Origin of the sequence: Pseudomonas sp. GD03858, from assembly GCF_029840925.1 — a bacterium.
Taxonomy (GTDB): Bacteria; Pseudomonadota; Gammaproteobacteria; order Pseudomonadales; family Pseudomonadaceae; genus Aquipseudomonas.
In genome coordinates this window covers 1-18,363 of sequence record NZ_JAOCDM010000116.1, presented here as the reverse complement: position 1 = coordinate 18,363, position 18,363 = coordinate 1, and the positions used below count along the sequence as shown (strand labels likewise).

Here is an 18,363-nt window from a genome sequence, read left to right as displayed (position 1 = left end):
GAAGCCTCAACGCACCGGTCAACGCAGGGTTTTTCATGCTGTACTCGCTTCAGGCTCTCCGGGCATTCGCCGCCTGGGTGGTGGTCTGCCACCACTTCATGCAGATCTTCTTCGACTTCAACGCCACCGGCCCCCTCGGCCAACTGCTCGCCGACCGCGGCGCGGTGGGGGTGGACATCTTCTTCGTCATCAGCGGCCTGGTGATCTACCTCTCGACCCGCGACAAGGACATCGCGCCCGCACAGTTTTTGCTCAACCGCGCCCTGCGCATCGTGCCCGCCTACTGGTTCTACACCCTGCTGATGGCCGTGCTGACGCTGATCGCCAGTCGCTGGATGCCGCACCAGGTGTTCGAGTGGCAGCACCTGTTGCTGTCGCTGCTGTTCATTCCCGCAGAGAACCCAGGTGGCTACGGCTTGTATCCAACGCTCAATGTCGGCTGGACGCTGAACTTCGAGATGTTCTTCTACCTGCTGTTCGGCCTGGCCTTCCTGGTGCGCCAACGTCATCACCTGCTGCTGGTGACCGCGGCGCTGCTGCTGGTCAGCGAAGTGCTGGGGCGCCTGGGCGTGCTCAGTCGCTTCTACAACAACGACATCGTCTACGAGTTCCTGCTGGGCATCGGCCTGGGCGTGCTCTATCGCCGCGGACTGATCCGCGGAGGGTCATGGTTGCCGCTGTTGCTGCTGGGCGTGGCCGGTTTCGCCCTCTACCACCTGGATGCCTCCCAGCGCCTGTTGCACTGGGGACTGCCCAGTGCGTTGGTGGTACTGGCGTTCATTGCCCTGGAACCGTGCTTCAAGGGCAACCGAGTGCTCAAGGCGCTGGGTGACTGCTCCTATTCGGTGTACCTGATTCACGTCCTGGTGTTGTATGCCGGACTGTTCGTGCGTGAGTGGCTGAGCCTGAACCCCTACCTGGTGTTCGCCTTGTGCGTGCCGTCAATCGGACTAATGTCGTGGCTCAGCTACCAATGGCTGGAACGTGGCCTGTACTGGCGGCTCAAGGCCTGGTTCGCGGCGCCGACGCCAGCGCCGGCGCTTTCCCGAGTCAAATGCTAGGACTTTGTTCGGGGGCCGGGTTGGCGTACACTGCCGGCAAGTCTGTGAGGAACTTCCATGAGCGCTATAACCATTACCGACGCCGCCCATGATTACCTGGCCGATCTGCTCTCCAAGCAGAACACGCCTGGCATCGGCATCCGTATTTTCATCACCCAGCCGGGCACCCAGTACGCCGAGACCTGCATCGCCTACTGCAAGCCGGGCGAAGAGAAGCCCGACGACGAGCCGGTGGGCCTGAAGAGTTTCACCGCCTACCTCGACGCGGTCAGCGTGCCGTTTCTCGAGGACGCGCTGGTGGACTACGCCACCGACCGCATGGGCGGCCAGCTGACCATCAAGGCGCCGAACGCCAAGGTGCCGATGGTCAATGAAGACAGCCCGATCAACGAGCGCATCAACTATTACCTGCAGACCGAGATCAATCCCGGTCTGGCCAGCCACGGCGGCGCCGTGAGCCTGGTGGACGTGGTCGACGACGGCATCGCCGTGTTGCAGTTCGGGGGTGGTTGCCAGGGTTGCGGCCAGGCCGATGTGACCCTCAAGGAAGGCATCGAGCGCACCCTGCTCGAGCGCATTCCCGAGCTCAAGGGCGTGCGCGACGTGACCGACCACAGCAACAAGGAAAACGCCTACTACTAAGGCGGTTTCCCCATCGCGGGGCAAGCCTGCTTCACGCTTGAACCAGAGCGTGGGAGCGGGCTTGCCCCGCGATGCGTTGAGCCTCTCGCTGATTTTCTGAACAAGGACGCTCGGTATGAAATCCCTGCACGCGTTTGTAGTTCCGTTGTCCCTGGCCTGCGCGCAGGCCTGGGCCAGTTACCAGCCGCCGGCCGGCAGTGACGAGCAGTATCGTGCGGCAGTGGCGACACTGGATGCGCTGGAGCCGCGGTTGCTCGCGTTGGCCGAGCGTTCGCTGGCGGGTACGCCAGCGTCGGCCCTCGAAGCGGATGTCGCGGCGTTTCGCAAGGAGCGCGATCCGGCGCTGGCGCGGTTGCAACAGGCGGCGGCCCGGGGCCATGCCGTGGCCCAGTATCGCTTGGCGCTCTACTACTTCGCCTATGAGCCGTCGGCGGACACGGCCATGACCTGCAAGCTGCTGACCGATAGCCTGGAGCAAGGCTTCGCGCCTGCGGCGCTACGGGTGAACACTGACTGCATTGGCTACGTGGATGGCCCGTCCTACCTGCCTGCCCTGCGCAAGGCACTGGCCGAATTGCCACAGTTTGCCCGCTATTACCCGCAGCCGGCTGTCGGTTTCGAATGCTTCAAGCCGAATTTCAAGGACAACCGCTTGCAATGGGGCGATGCCACCGCTTACCAGGCCGAGCTCTATCGATTGCTGGGCTACAAGGCAGGCCGTGGTGACTCGCCGCAGCGGCGTGAGTACTGGGAGCATGCCGTGGAACTCAACGGTTGCCCACGTGTGGCCGGGCGGCTGAACGCTGCCCAGGTCGTCGAGCACTGATCCCTAGCAACAAAGTGTTACGGATTCAAGCCCTGCGACAACAGGTCGCGCCCCGTAAACAAAGGGCTGCAGCCCGATCGGGCCTTTGTCGGGTGGATGGTGCGGGGGGGGCGTGACAGAATGCCCCGGTTTTCTGGCCGGCCCATCCCAGGGGTCGGCACCTTCCCTGTAAAGGATGGTTCCATGACTGATCTGTTGACCCGGCGCGCGGTAGTCGCCGGGATGGGCGTACTGGGGCTTGGCCTGCTGGCGGGTTGCAACCCGGCCCGGGGCCTGGAGTTCAAGTACGGCAAGAACATGAGCAACGAAATCCTCGGGCGCAAGTTCAAGCTCAAGGACACTCGCGGCAACGACTGCACGTTGTCGAGCTTCTACGGTTCGATGCCGATGATCTTCTTCGGTTTCACCCAGTGCCCGGCGGTCTGCCCGACCGCGCTGGCGCGCGTGGTGCAGATCAAGAAGATGCTCCGGGGGCGCGACCAGGAGATCTTCCAGCCGGTGTTCATCACCCTGGACCCGGAGCGTGATACCCCTGAAGTGCTCGATGCCTACGTCAAGGCCTTCGACTCGTCGATCATCGCCCTGACCGGCACCCCCGAGGAAATCGCCGAGGTGGCCAGGGAGTTCAAGGTGTTCTACGAAAAGGTCCCGGCCGGCGACACCTACACCATCTCTCACTCGTCCACCAGCTACGTCTATGACACACGTGGCACCCTGCGCCTGAGCCTGGGCCATTCCCTGAACGCCAAGGAATGCGCCGAAGACCTGGCCACCCTGATGGAGATCTGCTGAATGTCGATGCAACCGATCAAACGCGGCCTGGCCGCCCTGGCGCTGCTGGGCCTGAGCCTGCCTGCCTTCGCCCAGACCACCGTGAGCGATGCCTGGGTGCGCGCCAGCGTGGCGCACCAGCAGTCCACCGGCGCCTTCATGACCCTGACCGCCAGCGGCGACAGCAAGCTGGTGAGCGTCGCTTCGCCCGTGGCCAAGGACGTCCAGGTTCATGAGATGGTCATGAACGGTGATGTGATGAAGATGGGGCCGGTCGATGCCATCGCGCTTCCGGCAGGCAAGCCTGTCGTCCTGGATCCCAATGGTTACCACGTGATGCTGATGGGCCTGAACCAGCAGGTGAAGGAAGGGGAGAAGGTGCCGCTGACCCTGACCATCGTGGATGCCAAGGGCGCGAAGGAAACCGTGCAGGTACAGGCAGAGGTGCGCGCGCTCAACGCCGAGGCTGGCGCAGGGCACGACCACATGCACATGAACCACTGATAGTGGATCGCGGCGCAAGGCCGCTCCTACAGGAGGTCGTAGCCCCCTGCAGGAGCGGCCTTGCGCCGTGAAAGCGCTGTAAAGCAGCCCCTGTCAGCTACGAAAGCGTGGCAGCGGCCGTTCGATGTTCAGCGACGTCAGGGTCTTGCGCACCTGGGCGTCCTCCGCCTCCAGCGCCTTGAGGCTGGCGCGGATCTTGCCGGCGGCGGGCACGTCGCCCTGCCGGTCGATCCAGTCGGCGATCTCCTTGCAGGCGCTGCTCAGGCAGGCCTGACGCTGGCTCATCAGCGACAGGAGCGTGGTGATTTCTCGTTCGGACATGACCCGATCCTCCATTCAGCCCCTTGAGTGTAGCAGCGGCGCGCCAGCCTGCATGCGGGTCACGCCAGGCTCAGGCAGGCCTGGCGGTAGGCCCCCGGCGTGACGCCATAGGCTTGCTTGAACTGTCGGGTGAGATGGCTTTGATCGGCGAAGCCCAGGGCGAAGGCGACCTCCAGCGCAGGCAGGCCACTTCTCAGGAACTCCCTGGCGCGGGCCAGGCGGCGCTGCTTGAGCCAGGCATGCGGCGGCAGGCCGGTGGCCTGGCGGAACACCCGGGCGAAATGGAAAGGGGACAGGTTCACCGCCGCCGCCAGCGTCTCCAGCGAGGGCGGGTCGGCCAGTTGGCTTTCCAGCAATTCGCGGGCCCGGGCCACGGCCAGCGGTTCGTTGCCGGGGGCGGAAGGCTCGGCGCAGTGGCCGTGGCGCTGCACCAGCGCCAGGACCGCGTGGCGCCAGGCGGTCTGTTGCTCCAGTGCGCTGGCATTGGCCTCGGAGAGCTGGTGCAGCTGGCTGAAGGCGGCGGCCAGGGCCGGGTCCTGGATCACGCTGTCCTTGAACCGGGGCATGCCATGGCGACCCAGCTCCAGCTCGTCGAGCACGCCGGTGACCCGTTCATGCTCGGGGTAGAAACCACGGTAGCGCCAACCGGCCTCATGGGCGGTGGCGCCGGTGTGCAGCTCGTCGGGATTGATCAGCACCATGCTGCCCACCGGCGCCAGGTGCTCGCTACCACGGTGCCAGAAGCGTTGGGCGCCGGATTCGATCACGGTGAACACATAGCCTTCATGCACGTGCGGGGCGAAGCGCTGCTGGATGTAGCGGGCGTGCAGCATCTCGACGTCGCCGAGGGCGGGCGCCTGCCACAGGTGGGCCTGTTCGCGCAGGGGCGTGGTCATGCCAGCCAGCTGCGCAGGAGGAAGAAGATCAGCATGCTTGCCAGCATGCTCAGCAACACGCTGCGGGTCAACAGCACCAGGGCGATGGCGACCAGTGCCCCCAGCAGGTAGGGGTTCAGCGGGTTCAGGTCGAGCTGGTGGCCGGGCAGGAAGATGATCGGCCCGCAGATGGCCGTGAGCATGCCGGGCACGGCGAAGCCGAGGAACTGCCGCGCATTGGAGCTCAGGCGCAGCGGCAGGCGTGGTTCGAGGAAGGCGTAGCGGTTGAGGAATACCACCACGCCCATGGCGACGATCAGCAGCCAGATCATGAGCGACCCCCGGAGAATTTCTGGCAGACGAATCCGGCGGCCATGCCCAGCAACCCGGCCACCACCAGCGCGGTTTCCCAGTGCCAGTAGCTGAACAGCACCGAACAGAACAGCGACACCGCCACGCACACCACGGTCGGCAGGTTGCGCACCAGTGGCGCGATCAGGGCGACGAAGGTGGCGACGATGGAGAAGTCCAGGCCCAGCTGGTCCAGATGCGGGATGTTCTGGCCGAGGACGATGCCCGCCAGGGTGAACAGGTTCCACGCGACATAGAAGGTCAGACCGACCCCCAGGGCGTACCAGCGGTTGAACTGCTGCTGGTCGTGGTGACTGGTCAGGGCGAAGAATTCGTCGGTGAGCAGGAAGCCCAGGCCCAGTCGCCAGCGGGTTGGCAGGCCGGACAGCACAGGGCGCATGGACAGTCCGTAGAGCAGGTGCTGCGAGGTCAGCAGCAAGGTGGTGAGCAGGATCGAGAACAGGTTGGCGCCGCCCTTGAGCATGCCGATGGCTACCAGCTGCGCGGCGCCGGCGAAGACGATGGCCGACAGGCCCTGGCCTTGCCAGGCGCTGAGATTGGCCTCGATGGCCATGGAGCCGGCGAGCAACCCCCAGGGGGCGACGGCCAGCGACAGCGGCAGGATGGCGATGGCGCCGTGGAGGAAGGCTTGGCGGGCGATAGGCGGGCTGGACATGGGCATGGCAACGAATCGACGGGGCAGGCCAGCATGCCAGACAGGTCAGAGGGTGGCTTGAACGATCTTGCTTTGTTGTCGCCTCTCCCCAGGCCTTGCGCAATTCCTGTAGGAGCGGCCTTGTGTCGCGAAAGGGCTGCAAAGCAGCCCCAGGATTCCAGCTTCGCAGCGGAGATTGCCGGGGCCGCTCTGCGGCCCTTTCGCGACACAAGGCCGCTCCTACAGGGGAGCGCCTGATCGCAGGCCGCGATTGTCGATTCAGCGCAGCTCGACCTGCGCGCACAGCCCGCCTTCGGCGCGGTTGCTCAAGGTCAGGCTGCCCCCCATGGCCTGGGTCAGCTGTTGGGCGATCGCCAGCCCCAACCCAGTGCCGCCGGTACTGCGGTTGCGCGAGCCCTCGACCCGGTAGAACGGCTTGAGCACATCGTCCAGCTCCGCTTCAGGTATCCCTGGCCCGTTGTCGAGCACGCGAATCAACGTCCTGCCGTCCTCGCACCCGACTTCCAGCTGCGCGGCGCCGGAGAACTTCAGGGCGTTGTCCACCAGGTTGACCAGCACGCGGCGCAGGGCGTGCGGGCGGGTCTCCAGGGTTGCCTGGGCGCTGCCGTGCCGGTCGACCTGCGCGCCACTGTCCTGATAGTCGAACACCAGGCTGTCGAGGAAGGCATCGAGATTGACCCGGCACGGCGCCTCGGTGCTGCTGTCCATGCTGCGGGCATAGGCCACGCCTTCGCGCACCAGGTGTTCCATGGCATCGAGGTCGTGCCACAGCTTGTCGCGCTCCATGCCGTCGTCCATCTGCTCGACCCGCAGCTTCATGCGGGTGATCGGGGTTTGCAGGTCATGGGAGATCGCCGCGAGCAGTTGCATGCGCTCCTTGAGGTAGGCGGCGATACGCGCCTGCAAGGCATTGAAGGCCACGGCGGCGTAGCGCACCTCGCGCGGGCCGCTTTCGTCCAGCAGCGGGCCGGGGCTGTTCGGGTCGAGGGTGTCCACGGCCCGGACCAGGCGAGTCAGCGGGCCGATCGCCAGGCGAACGGCCAGCCAGGTACAGGCCAGCAGCACCGCCAGCTGGATCAGCAGCACCACCGGCAGCCAGGTGGCCACCGGCACGGCGGCGGGGGTGACGTCGATGGTCAGCGGCGCGCCATCGGCCAGGCGCAGGTGGGCCTGGAAATGGGCGTTGGGGCCGGGGATCTCCTGGAAGGTCAGCGCGTAGCGGTCGCCGATGGCCTTGACGATGGATTCGGCGGCCATCGGCGGGTCGGCGCTGGGCATGGCCTCGCCGGGCAGGCCGCCGTCGAGGCGGTAGCGGTAGGTGCGCCGCTCCAGGCGTGGCAGCCAGGCAGGGCGCTCGGTGGCGGGCAGGCGATCGAGAATGGCCACCGAGGTCGCGACATCCAGCTCCAGATTGCTGAGCATCATCGAGCGGCTGCTCACATAGCGTTCGTAGGCCTGCAGGCTGAACGACAGGCCGTAGGCCAGCACCAGCCCGGTGAAGAAGATCAGGGCCAGGCGCGAGGCCAGGGTGCCGGGCCATTTCATGCCGGCGACTCCAGCAACTGCACGGGCAGCGAGAATACATAGCCTTCGCTGCGCACGGTCTTGATGCAGGTGGGTTCACGGGCATCGTCGCCCAGACGCTGGCGCAGGCGACTGACCAGCAGGTCGATCGAGCGGTCGAAGATGTCCGCCTCGCGACCCTGGGTGAGGTTGAGCAACTGCTCGCGGCTGAGCACGCGTTGCGGGTGGTCGAGAAACACCCGCAGCAGGCGGTACTCGGCACCGGACAACGCCACCAGGGTGCCTTCGCTGTCGAGCAGGTGGCGAGCAGTGGTGTCCAGGCGCCAGGGGCCGAAGGCGATCAGCCGGCTGCTTTCGCTGATGGTCAGGTTCGGTGGCAGCATGCGTGTGCGGCGCAGCACGGCGTTGATCCGCGCGAGCAGTTCGCGGGCGGAGAAGGGCTTGGTCAGGTAGTCGTCGGCGCCCATCTCCAGGCCGATGATGCGATCGGTCTCGTCGTTGCGCGCGGTGAGCATCAATACCGGCGTGTTGCGGTGCTTGCCGGCGCGCAGTTCGCGGCACAGCAGCAAACCGTCGTCGCCGGGCATCATGATGTCCAGCACGATCAGGTCGACGGCGTTGTTTTCGAGGAAGGCGCGCATCTGCCGGCCATCGGCGACGATGCTGGTGCGCAGGCCGTTCTTCTTCAGGTAGTTGCCGACCAGCTCGCGGATCTCGCGGTCGTCATCGACGACCAGGATGTGATCGACGTGTTCCATCGGGGTGTCCTTGTTCGGGGTGGTGGGCGCAGTGTACCGAGCGAATCCGGGCTTGCCTGCCGTGCTTTGTATTGCAGTGTATCTGCTGGCGGTGCAGATACAGGCGCAGGCACATCCCCCCGGCGACGGACACAAGCCCGATACCTGGCAGGCGTGAAATGGCTCTCGACCGGGGAGTGACGTTCCCCATGCCAAGACCTCGCATCAGGAGACACGCCATGAACTTCAAGACTTTCGCCAGCGCCACCTTGTTCGCCGTACTCGGCCTTGGCGCCATCACTGCCCAGGCCAGCAACAGTTCGCTGAACGATGCCAGCGTGATGCAGTACCGCTACGGTGATCACCTGGACATACAGAAGGTGGTGGCGGTGAAGAATGACCCGCAGCATGCCTGCGGCGTGGTCAACACGCGCATGGACTACCTCGATTCCCAGGGCAAGCCACAGAGTGTCGAGTACCGCTCCTACGCCACCAGTGCCTGCCATGACAATTGAGGTGCGCGTCCGGCGCCGCCTGCTCAAGGCCGGCGGCGTCGCCCTGGCCCTGATCGGGCTTGGCTTGGCCGGTCACCTGCTGGCCCGGGACAGCTACGGTCCCATGCCGTCCCTGGCGGGGGCCGAGCAGTGGCTCAACTCGCCGCCGCTGGACACCCCGGCGCTCAGGGGCAAGGTGGTGCTGGTGGATTTCTGGACCTACGACTGCGGCAACTGCCGGCGCAGCCTGCCCCATGTCAACGACTGGGCGCGACGTTACGCCGGGCAGGGGCTGGTGGTGGTCGGGGTGCATACGCCGGAATACGACTACGAGCACGACCTGGGCAATGTCCGGGCCCAGGTGCGGCAGCTGGGCATCGCCTACCCGGTGGCGGTGGACAACGACTACCGGATCTGGAACGCCTGGGGCAATCAGTTCTGGCCAGCGCATTACTTTGTCGATCGCAAGGGACAGGTGCGCCATGTGCATTTTGGCGAGGGCGATTATGCAGGACAGGAACGGGTGATTCAGGCGTTGTTGAATGAGCAAGGGTGATCTGTTGTTCGTGTCGGCCCTATCGCGGGGCAAGCCCGCTCCCACGCAGGTTGGCAGACGGCGTGGGAGCGGGCTTGTCCCGCGAGGCGGATTCACTCCCCCAGCCGTTGCTCGCGCGACGGTGGATAGCCGAAATAGGCCGCGTAGCACTTGCTGAAGTGCGACACCGAAACGAATCCGCAGGCCACCGCGACCTCCATCACCGACAGGTCCGAATACTGCAGTAGGCGTCGACTCTTGGTGATGCGCAGCTCCATGTAGTAACGCCGGGGCGAGGTGCCCAGCTGGGCCTGGAACAAACGGTCGATCTGCCGCCGCGAGCGCCCTGAATAGGCTGCCAGCTGGTCGAGGCTCAAGGTCTCCTCGAGGTTGTTCTCCATCAGCTCGACGATGGTGCGCAGGTGCAGGCTCATGGACTTTTTCGCCCCCGGCCCGACCTGGCGGTATCGCGCGCCGGAGAACGACAGGATCTCCTCGACCCCCTCGGCCAGGGCGTCGCCATGCTGGCGGCGCACCAGGCCGAGCATCAGTTCCATGGCGCCGTTGGGGCTGGCAGCGCTCAGGCGGTCGCGGTCGAGGGTGAAACTGGCCGGGGTGATGCGGGTCTGCGGGCTGATCTCGGCCAGGCTGGCGCGCTGCTCGGGATGCACGCTGCAGCCATAGTCGTCGAGCACCCCGGCGCGACCGAGAAACCAGGCGCCGTTCCACAGACCGCCAAGCGTCATGCCGTGACTGGCGCAATCACCCAGCAGGCGGTCCAGATCGGGGTACTTCAGCGGCGTGCGCAGGCCGCCGCAGATCACCAGCAGGTCGACGTCCGGCAAGCTCCGTGGATCGAACGCCGTGGCGACCAGCTCCAGGCCCAGGTCACTGAGCACGCGGTCGCCCGCCAGCGACAACGGGGTGAAGGCGAAGCTCTGCGCGCGCAGCAGGTTGGCCGTGACCAGCACGTCCATGGCCACGGTGAAGCTGGCCATGGAAAAGTGTTCGAGCAGGATGAAGTCGACCCGGTAGGCGCGCTGGAGGCTGGCGTCGGTGGACTTGAGCCGCAGCATGTTGCTGGTGCTGGTCTTCTTGCTGAACTGACGTGGCGTGGGCACTGCGGACTCCGCTTCCTGGCTGGCGGGGATGAGTGTGCGTCGCAGAGGGGGGAAAGACAACCGCGGGATCGCCCCATCCTTTGGGCTATGCTGGCGACCTCGCCAAGCCACCAGGATCCCGATCACCATGAAATACGCTGCCGCATTGCTGCTCAGCCTGCTCCCGTTACTGGCCCAGGCCGTGCAGCCGGGTGAGGCGCTCGCCTCCTGGACCCTGCTCGACCAGCATGACCAGCCCTACAGCCTTGGCCCCGATACGCGCATCCTGCTGGTGGCCCGGGACATGGACGCTGCCAAGCTGATGAAAGCGGCCATGGCCAAGCGCCCCGAGGGTTACCTGGAAGCTCGCCACGCGGCCTTCGTCGCCGATATCCAGCGCATGCCGGTACTGATCAGCAAGCTGTTCGCCATTCCGGCCATGCGCGACTATGGCTACCGGGTGTTGTTGGATCGCGAAGGCCGGGTTGCCAGTCGCTACGACGGCGCCGAAGGCAAGGTGCTGTGGCTGGCGCTGGACAACGGCGTGCTGGTGGGGCGCAGGGAGTATGTCGATGCCCGGGCGCTGGAAGAGGCGTTGGCGCAAGCGGTGATCGACTGACCCGGGCTTGACCTCGACTTAACCTGAGGTTCGATACTCGCTCGCTCCTGCCAATCAATGATGGAGCGACACCATGTCTGTGCCCGCCGCGTTCGAACTCTGCAATCCCGAAGGCCTCTACGACCCCAGCGCCAATGCCTATTCCCATGTTGCCGAGGTGCGCGCCGGCAGCCGCCTGGTGTATGTCGCCGGGCAGGGTGGGGAAGACCTGCAGGGCAGGCTGTCGATGCGTTTCGACGAGCAGGCGCGCCAGGCCCTGGTGAACCTGAAGATTGCCCTGGCCTCCCGGGGCGCCACCCTGGCGCAGGTGTGCAAGCTCACCCTGCTGGTGGTCGATCACTCCGAGGCGCGCTTGCGCGAGTGGGTGGCCGAGGCGCAACGGGCCTGGGACGGCAGGATGACGCCGACCTGCACGCTGATCCCGGTGCCGCGTCTGGCGTTGGACGGGATGCTGGTGGAGATCGATGCGGTGGCGGCGCTGCCACAGGATGCGGTGGCATGAAACGGTGTAGACTCGCGCCTCCGACTTTTCCGAGCACCCTGCATGTCCGTCACTATCGAGCTGCTCCAGGCCGGCCCTGAGCACGTCGATCTGGTCCGCAACCTTTACCAGTTCTACGCCTACGAGTCTTCCGACTGGGAGCAGGAGGATGTCGAAGTGGACGGGCGTTTCTACATTCATGAAGCGCATTTCGAGCGCTACTGGCAGTCGCCGGGCTGGTACGCCAGCCTGGTGCTGGTCGATGGCTTCATTGCCGGCTTCGTCCTGGTCGAGCGTAGCGAGCTGCCCGGCATCGACGCGCTGGAGCTGGCCGACCTGTTCATTCTCAGGAAGTACCGTCGCCTCGGCATCGGCTCTGCCGTGGCCCGGCAAGTGCTGAGCGAGGGGCAGGGCGACTGGTTGCTGCGTTGCTACCCCGCGGATGCGCCGGCCCTGGCGTTCTGCCTGGCACTGCTGGCCAGCCTGCCGCGCCAGGTACGGGAGATCGACCTGGACGATGAACCACAGCTGCGCAATTTCCTGGTAATGCAGCGGCGGCATTGATGGGATCGGAATTTTTTGTGATGGACTTCACAAAAATCTTTCATCGGGCGGCATAATGCCAGTACTTTGCAATTTCGGACTGTTCCGATAATCGGTCCGGAAGTTTCCTTTTCTTGCCTTTGCAGGTTCAGGTGGATTCCATGCCGCTCGCCCCCAGTTCCGACATGATGTACCGGTTGTTGATCCAGAGCGTGGCGGACTACGCCATCTATCTGCTCACCCCCGAAGGGATCGTCGCCAACTGGAATCCCGGCGCGCAGCGGGCCAAGGGCTACCTGGCGGAGGAGATCGTCGGCCAGCACTTTTCGGTGTTCTACACCGACGAGGACCGTGACGCCGGCCTGCCGGCCCAGAGCCTGGCCACGGCGCGCCTGGAGGGCCGCTTCCAGGCCGAAGGCGTGCGCCAGCGCAAGGACGGCTCGCACTTCTGGACCAGCGTGGTGATCGAGCCGATCAAGGATGAGGCCAGCGGCCAGCTGATCGGCTTCGCCAAGATCACCCGTGATATTTCCCAGCGCCGCCAGAGCGAGCTGGAGCTGCTGCAGGCCAAGGAGCTTGCCGAGCAGTACAGCCAGGAAATGACCACCCTGTCGCAGTTCCTCGACTCGGTGATCGCCAACATTCCCGCCAGCGTCATCGTCCAGGACCTGCAGAGCCAGCAGATCCTGCTGGCCAACCAGCAGGCCGAGCGGCTGTTCGGCGACCAGGGCGCGAGCATGATCGGCAAGCTCCCCGAGCAATGCCTGGCGCCGGCGGCGGCCGAATACCTGGAGCAGCAACTGGCCCGCGGCGCACGCAGCGGCAAGGGCTACGCCGCCGAGACCCGGGTCGACACCGCCAGCGGCCCACGCACCCTGCGCAGCCGCGCCATGCTCTGCGAAAACCGCGAAGGGCAGGGCGACTATGTGCTGTTCGTCGCCGAGGACGCCACCGAGGAGCTGGCCGCTCATGCGCAGATCCACCACATGGCGCACCATGACGCGCTGACCGGTTTGCCCAACCGCACGTTGTTCCACGAGCGCCTGAAGCAGGCACTGCTGCGCGGCGAGGACAACGGCAAGCTGACCGCTGCGCTGTGCCTGGACCTGGACAACTTCAAGAACATCAACGACACCCTCGGCCACGCGTTCGGCGACAAGCTGCTGCGCGCCTTGGGCAAGCGCCTGCGTCGCGAGTTGCGCGAGCACGATACCCTGGCGCGACTGGGCGGTGACGAGTTCGCCGTGGTCCTTGCCGGGCTGGAAACGCCCGAGGCCGCGCGCATCACCGCCCAACGCCTGATCGAGGCGATCTGTCCGCCGTTTCATATCGAAGGGCACCAGTTCAGCGTGGGGGTGAGCATCGGCGTGGCCGTGGCGCCGGACGACCACGAGCAGGCCGAGCAGTTGCTGGGCTATGCCGACATGGCCCTGTACGAGGCCAAGCGCAACGGCCGCAATCGCTTCGAGTGCTTCCATGTCGAGCTGGATGTGGCGGCCCGCCAGCGCCGCCTGGTGGAAACCGACCTGCGTACCGCCCTGCACCTGGGGCAGCTGCAGCTGCATTACCAGCCGGTGGTGGACCAGCAGAGCAACAGCGTCACCGGCTACGAGGCCTTGCTGCGCTGGGAGCACCCGACGCGCGGCATGATCATGCCCATGGACTTCATCCCGATTGCCGAGGAAACCGGTCTGATCCACGAGATCGGTGCCCGCGCGCTCAACCTGGCGTGCCAGGAGGCGGCCACCTGGGGCACAGGGCAGACCGTGTCGGTGAACCTCTCGCCGGTGCAGTTCAAGAACGCCAACCTGGTGCACACCGTGGCCCTGGCCCTGGCCGATTCGGGCCTGCCGGCCACGCGCCTGGAGCTGGAAATCACCGAATCGGTGCTGCTGGGCAACAGTGAGGAAAACGTGCGCGTGCTGCGTGCGCTGAAAGACCTGGGAGTGTCGATCTCGCTCGACGATTTCGGCACCGGTTACTCCTCGCTGGGTTACCTGCGTTCGTTCCCGTTCGACCGGATCAAGATCGACAAGTCGTTCGTTCACGACATGTGCGAGAGCCGCGAGGCGATGTCGATCATTCGCGCGATCACCGAACTGTCCAACAGTCTGATGATCAAGACCACCGCCGAGGGGGTGGAGTCGGCGGAGCAGATGGAGCGGCTGATGGCCGAGGGCTGCTCGCATTTCCAGGGCTACTTCTACGGCAGGCCGGCCCCGGCAAGCGAGCGTTTGACGCAGCTGATGCCGTGTTCCTGAGCGGGCCGCGAACCTGCGGGGGCCGTCGAATCCGGCGCTAGGCTTTGTACGAAAAGTGCCTGCGCGACGATCATGCTGCGTTGAAAACAGGCTCGGAATGCTCATTTACAACCAGTAAAGTCGAGCGCGACTCCGACCGTTCCTCGCCTGTTTTTGCCTTGCCTGATCGCCGCTCGGCGACTTTTCGTACAAACCCTAGGTCAAAGGCCGTCGCAGCCGCCGGGGCGCCCTGAACGCCAGGAAAGTGGTCGATCAGCGAACAGAATGTACCGATTGGACCATAAGCCTTTGTCGCGCCCATGGGTTCCCTTCTAGAATCGGCCCATGCCTGGGCGCCATGCCGGGGCCATTGCCCGAGTGCCTCATGAGTTCCAGTACGCCGCTTTCCGGAGTCAACCAGCCGCTGCGCGGCATCGCCCTGGTGGTGATGGCCACCTTCCTGTTCGCCAGCCATGACGCGCTGTCGAAATTTCTTGGCGGTATCTATCCGATCATCATGGTGGTCTGGGTCCGTTACCTGGTGCATACCCTGCTGATGGCCGGGATCTTCCTGCCCAAGGCCGGCCTGGCCGTGCTGCGCACTCAGCGCCCGCTGCTGCAGACCTTGCGCGCGCTGAGCCTGCTCAGCACCAGCCTGCTGTTCACCGCCGGCCTGCAGTACCTGCCGCTGGCCGAGGCCACTTCGGTCAACTTCCTGGCCCCGGTGCTGGTCACGGCGCTGTCGGTGCCGCTGCTCAGGGAGCGGGTCAGTCTTGGCCAGTGGCTGGCGGTGGTGATGGGGTTCGTCGGCGTGCTGGTGGTGGTGCATCCGGGCGGTTCGGTGTTCACCCCGGCGATCCTGTTCCCGTTCGGTTCGGCGCTGGGCTTCTGCTTCTACCAGTTGCTGACGCGCAAGCTGGCAGCCCATGACAGCCCGACCACCAGCAACTTCTACGCGGGGTTGTGCAACACCCTGGTCATGACGGCGCTGGTGCCGTTCTTCTGGCAGACGCCACAGTGGCCACATGTGCTGCCGATGCTGGCCCTGGGTGGCTGCGGGATGACCGCGCACTTGCTGCTGACCCAGGCTTTCCGTCATGCCGCGCCGGCGCTGCTGGCGCCGTTCAGCTACTGCCAGATCGTGTTCGCCGGGTTGCTGGGATTGGTGATCTTCGGCCAGGTGCCGGATGTCACCAGTCTGGTGGGGATCGCCATCATCTGCCTGAGCGGCCTGGTTGCCGCCTGGATGCAGCGGCGCAAGTGAGCGGCGGACGCGGTGCCCGCTTCGATGGCGCTATTGAAAACAGAAGGGGCGCCAATCGGCGCCCCTTCATCATGCAGCTCAGGCTTCAGCGTCCCACGGACGATCGCCTTTTTCATCCTTGACGCGGGTCGGCAGGCCCATCACGTCCAGCGCCTTGAGGAACGGCTCGGCCGGCAGCTCCTCGACGTTGACCATGCGGCCGGCGTCCCACTCACCGCGGGCGACCAGCAGCGCGGCAGCCACCGGTGGCACGCCAGCGGTGTAGGAAATGCCCTGGCTGTCGGTCTCGGCGTAGGCTTCTTCGTGATCGGCCACGTTGTAGATGAACACTTCGCGTGGCTGGCCGTCCTTGGTGCCCTTGACCAGGTCACCGATGCAGGTCTTGCCGGTGTAGCCCGGGGCCAGCGAGGCCGGATCCGGCAGCACGGCCTTGACCACTTTCAGCGGCACCACTTCCAGGCCCTCGGCGGTCTTCACCGGTTGCTCGGAGAGCAGGCCGAGGTTCTTCAGCACGGTGAACACATTGATGTAGTGCTCGCCGAAGCTCATCCAGAAGCGCACGTTCGGCACGTTCAGGTTCTTCGAGATCGAGTGCACCTCGTCGTGACCGGTCAGGTACAGGTTCTGCGAACCCACCACCGGCAGGTCGTCGGTACGCTTGACCTCGAACATGGTGTTGCTGGTCCACTGGCTGTTCTGCCAGCTCCACACTTGCCCGGTGAACTCGCGGAAGTTGATTTCCGGGTCGAAGTTGGTGGCGAAGTACTTGCCGTGGGACCCGGCATTGACGTCGAGGATGTCGATCGATTCGATGTGGTCGAAATACTGCTGCTGCGCGAGCTTCGCGTAGCTGTTCACCACACCCGGGTCGAAGCCGACACCGAGAATGGCGGTAATGTTCTTCTGCTGGCATTCCTCGAGGTGCTTCCACTCGTAGTTGCCATACCAGGGCGGGGTTTCGCAGATCTTGCCCGGTTCTTCGTGAATCGCGGTGTCAAGATAAGCGACACCGGTATCGATGCAGGCGCGCAGCACCGACATATTGAGGAAGGCGGAACCAACGTTGATCACGATCTGCGATTCGGTCTCGCGGATCAGTGCCTTGGTCGCCTCGACATCGAGGGCGTTGAGCGAGAAGGCCTGGATGTCGGCGGGTACCTTGAGGCTACCCTTGGCCTTGACGCTGTCGATGATGGCCTGGCATTTGGAGATGTTCCGTGACGCAATCGCAATACGACCCAGTTCGTCGTTATGCTGCGCGCACTTGTGGGCCACCACCTTGGCGACACCTCCTGCACCAATGATAAGAACGTTCTTCTTCAATTGCGCTTTTCTCCTTCATGAAAGCCTGTCTTACGACAGGCTCGAAACGTAGTCTTCGAACCCGAACTCGCGGACCACCTCGACGCTGCCGTCGAGCTGCTTGACCACGATCGACGGCATCTTCAGACCGTTGAACCAGTTTTTCTTGACCATGGTGTAGCCGGCGGCGTCGACGAACGACAGGCGGTCACCGATCTGCAGCGGCTTGTCGAACTGATACTCGCCGAAGATATCGCCGGCCAGGCACGACTTGCCGCAGACCATGTAGGTGTGCGCGCCGTCGTTGGGCGCCATCTTGGCGTTCAGGCGGTAGATCAGCAGGTCGAGCATGTGCGCCTCGATCGAGCTGTCGACCACGGCCAGGTGCTTGCCGTTGTACAGGGTGTCGAGCACGGTGACTTCCAGCGAGGCACTCTGGGTGATCGCGGCTTCGCCCGGCTCCAGGTAGACCTGCACGCCATACTTCTCGGAGAAGCCCTTCAGGCGCGCGCAGAACGCGTCCAGCGCATAGTCTTCACCGGTGAAGTGGATGCCGCCGCCGAGGCTGACCCACTCGACCTTGTGCAGCAGATGGCCGAAGCGCTCTTCGATGTGCGACAGCATCTTGTCGAACAGGCCGAAGTCGCCGTTCTCGCAGTTGTTGTGGAACATGAAGCCGGAGATCTTCTCGATCACCTTCTCGATCTTTTCCGGGTCCCATTCGCCCAGGCGGCTGAACGGACGCGCCGGGTCGGCCAGCAGGTAGTCGGAGCTGCTCACCTGCGGGTTGACGCGCAGGCCGCGTACCTTGCCCTCGGACTGTTCGGCGAAGCGCTCGAGCTGGCCGATGGAGTTGAAGATGATCTTGTCGCAGTTCTCGAGCATTTCCTCGACTTCATCGTCGGCCCAGGCGACGCTGTAGGCGTGGGTTTCGCCGGCGAATTTCTGGCGACCGAGCTTGAGTTCGTACAGCGAGGAGGACGTGGTGCCATCCATGTACTGCTGCATCAGGTCGAACACCGACCAGGTGGCGAAGCACTTGAGGGCGAGCAGGGCCTTGGCCCCGGAGTGCTCGCGCACGTAGGCGATCTTCTCCATGTTGCCCAGCAGCTTGGTTTTATCGATGAGGTAGTACGGCGTCTTGATCATTTAAAGGCCCCCGGCCAGGCCGGCCAAAAAAAGGACACGCATTGTGCCTTCACTTGCCGCGCTACGAAAGGGCGCGAGGCGCATTTCGTCCGAGTCGCGCAGGCAGCTGTCGCGCGGGCGTGGGAAGATCGGGGCGCACCCACCCTGGCGCGGGGCCCCGTGCCGTTGGCCGAGGCTGTTTCCTTTGAGGCCAGTTGAGCAGAAGAATATGACGGTTCCAATCGGCGAGTCGGCCAGGTGTTCGCCGTTAGGGTTGCAGCGCCTATCAGATCGAGCGCCGCCCGCGCGGCGCATCGCGACACAAGGCCGCTCCTACATTTGTTGCAACGTGCCGAACCTGTCAGGCCA

The 18,363-nt window shown here is 64.8% G+C and carries 21 protein-coding genes; 12 read left to right on the top strand and 9 right to left on the bottom strand.

The features are described 5' to 3' along the window. The first annotated feature begins 35 nt into the window (after positions 1-35). The 5 genes from N5D48_RS22330 to N5D48_RS22310 all read left to right on the top strand — a co-directional run bounded on the left by N5D48_RS22330 (position 36) and on the right by N5D48_RS22310 (position 3,804). On the top strand, positions 36-1,061 hold the full coding sequence (locus N5D48_RS22330) for an acyltransferase (RefSeq protein WP_279888058.1): 1,026 nt from the start codon (positions 36-38) through the stop codon (positions 1,059-1,061). A 57-nt stretch (positions 1,062-1,118) separates the two neighbouring features. Beyond that, positions 1,119-1,703, top strand: a complete 585-nt coding sequence (gene nfuA / locus N5D48_RS22325) for a Fe-S biogenesis protein NfuA (protein ID WP_134691968.1) — start codon at positions 1,119-1,121, stop codon at positions 1,701-1,703. A 115-nt stretch (positions 1,704-1,818) separates the two neighbouring features. Beyond that, a complete protein-coding gene (locus N5D48_RS22320) occupies positions 1,819-2,529 on the top strand; it encodes a hypothetical protein (protein ID WP_279888051.1) in 711 nt (236 codons plus the stop codon). A 183-nt stretch (positions 2,530-2,712) separates the two neighbouring features. Next, the gene (locus N5D48_RS22315; protein ID WP_279888050.1) at positions 2,713-3,321 is read left to right on the top strand and encodes an SCO family protein; all 609 of its coding nucleotides are present in this window, start codon (positions 2,713-2,715) and stop codon (positions 3,319-3,321) included. After that, positions 3,322-3,804: a copper chaperone PCu(A)C gene (locus N5D48_RS22310; RefSeq protein ID WP_279888049.1), complete on the top strand. Its 483-nt coding sequence runs from the start codon at positions 3,322-3,324 to the stop codon at positions 3,802-3,804. Positions 3,805-3,897: 93 nt separating this feature from the next. Here N5D48_RS22310 and N5D48_RS22305 read toward each other — a convergent pair whose 3' ends face one another. The 6 genes from N5D48_RS22305 to N5D48_RS22280 form a co-directional block, all read right to left on the bottom strand. Continuing rightward, on the bottom strand, positions 3,898-4,125 hold the full coding sequence (locus N5D48_RS22305; RefSeq protein ID WP_023630605.1) for a hypothetical protein: 228 nt from the start codon (positions 4,123-4,125) through the stop codon (positions 3,898-3,900). Positions 4,126-4,184: 59 nt separating this feature from the next. Next, positions 4,185-5,021, bottom strand: coding sequence for an AraC family transcriptional regulator (locus tag N5D48_RS22300; protein WP_279888043.1), 837 nt, complete (start codon positions 5,019-5,021; stop codon positions 4,185-4,187). Next, the gene (locus tag N5D48_RS22295) at positions 5,018-5,332 is read right to left on the bottom strand and encodes an AzlD domain-containing protein (RefSeq protein ID WP_279888041.1); all 315 of its coding nucleotides are present in this window, start codon (positions 5,330-5,332) and stop codon (positions 5,018-5,020) included. Before N5D48_RS22295 ends, N5D48_RS22300 begins: the two co-directional genes overlap by 4 nt. Beyond that, positions 5,329-6,027 carry an AzlC family ABC transporter permease gene (locus N5D48_RS22290; protein ID WP_279888056.1) on the bottom strand — a complete coding sequence of 233 codons (699 nt, stop codon included), beginning with the start codon at positions 6,025-6,027 and terminating at the stop codon, positions 5,329-5,331. The genes N5D48_RS22295 and N5D48_RS22290 overlap by 4 nt, the downstream gene beginning before the upstream one ends. 258 nt (positions 6,028-6,285) lie before the next feature. Further along, complete coding sequence (locus N5D48_RS22285; RefSeq protein ID WP_279888039.1) at positions 6,286-7,572, bottom strand: HAMP domain-containing sensor histidine kinase; 1,287 nt, start codon at positions 7,570-7,572, stop codon at positions 6,286-6,288. Continuing rightward, positions 7,569-8,309 (bottom strand): response regulator, encoded by a 741-nt coding sequence (locus N5D48_RS22280; protein ID WP_279888038.1) that lies wholly within the window; start codon positions 8,307-8,309, stop codon positions 7,569-7,571. The genes N5D48_RS22285 and N5D48_RS22280 overlap by 4 nt, the downstream gene beginning before the upstream one ends. Before the next feature lie 218 nt (positions 8,310-8,527). Between N5D48_RS22280 and N5D48_RS22275 the strand changes: the two genes are divergently transcribed. Further along, positions 8,528-8,803, top strand: a complete 276-nt coding sequence (locus N5D48_RS22275) for a DUF2790 domain-containing protein (protein WP_279888037.1) — start codon at positions 8,528-8,530, stop codon at positions 8,801-8,803. Further along, on the top strand, positions 8,793-9,338 hold the full coding sequence (locus N5D48_RS22270; protein WP_279888035.1) for a thioredoxin family protein: 546 nt from the start codon (positions 8,793-8,795) through the stop codon (positions 9,336-9,338). The genes N5D48_RS22275 and N5D48_RS22270 overlap by 11 nt, the downstream gene beginning before the upstream one ends. Before the next feature lie 92 nt (positions 9,339-9,430). On the opposite strand, the gene N5D48_RS22265 is transcribed toward N5D48_RS22270, so the two are convergent. After that, the gene (locus N5D48_RS22265) at positions 9,431-10,438 is read right to left on the bottom strand and encodes a GlxA family transcriptional regulator (protein ID WP_279888034.1); all 1,008 of its coding nucleotides are present in this window, start codon (positions 10,436-10,438) and stop codon (positions 9,431-9,433) included. A 127-nt stretch (positions 10,439-10,565) separates the two neighbouring features. Between N5D48_RS22265 and N5D48_RS22260 the strand changes: the two genes are divergently transcribed. The 5 genes from N5D48_RS22260 to N5D48_RS22240 all read left to right on the top strand — a co-directional run bounded on the left by N5D48_RS22260 (position 10,566) and on the right by N5D48_RS22240 (position 15,564). Further along, entirely contained in the window at positions 10,566-11,036 is a 471-nt protein-coding gene (locus N5D48_RS22260) for an FAD/FMN-containing dehydrogenase (protein WP_279888033.1), read from the top strand. A gap of 73 nt (positions 11,037-11,109) precedes the next feature. Further along, complete coding sequence (locus N5D48_RS22255) at positions 11,110-11,538, top strand: RidA family protein (protein ID WP_279888031.1); 429 nt, start codon at positions 11,110-11,112, stop codon at positions 11,536-11,538. Between the two features lie 42 nt (positions 11,539-11,580). Continuing rightward, positions 11,581-12,081 carry a GNAT family N-acetyltransferase gene (locus tag N5D48_RS22250; protein WP_279888029.1) on the top strand — a complete coding sequence of 167 codons (501 nt, stop codon included), beginning with the start codon at positions 11,581-11,583 and terminating at the stop codon, positions 12,079-12,081. 140 nt (positions 12,082-12,221) lie between these two features. Then, entirely contained in the window at positions 12,222-14,321 is a 2,100-nt protein-coding gene (locus tag N5D48_RS22245; RefSeq protein WP_279888027.1) for an EAL domain-containing protein, read from the top strand. Between the two features lie 364 nt (positions 14,322-14,685). Then, the gene (locus N5D48_RS22240; protein ID WP_279888025.1) at positions 14,686-15,564 is read left to right on the top strand and encodes a DMT family transporter; all 879 of its coding nucleotides are present in this window, start codon (positions 14,686-14,688) and stop codon (positions 15,562-15,564) included. Between the two features lie 78 nt (positions 15,565-15,642). On the opposite strand, the gene N5D48_RS22235 is transcribed toward N5D48_RS22240, so the two are convergent. Together N5D48_RS22235 and nspC are read right to left on the bottom strand one after the other, a co-directional pair. After that, positions 15,643-16,887, bottom strand: a complete 1,245-nt coding sequence (locus N5D48_RS22235; protein ID WP_279888023.1) for a saccharopine dehydrogenase family protein — start codon at positions 16,885-16,887, stop codon at positions 15,643-15,645. 30 nt (positions 16,888-16,917) lie between these two features. Continuing rightward, complete coding sequence (nspC, locus tag N5D48_RS22230) at positions 16,918-18,015, bottom strand: carboxynorspermidine decarboxylase (RefSeq protein WP_279888021.1); 1,098 nt, start codon at positions 18,013-18,015, stop codon at positions 16,918-16,920. Positions 18,016-18,363 lie beyond the last annotated feature (348 nt).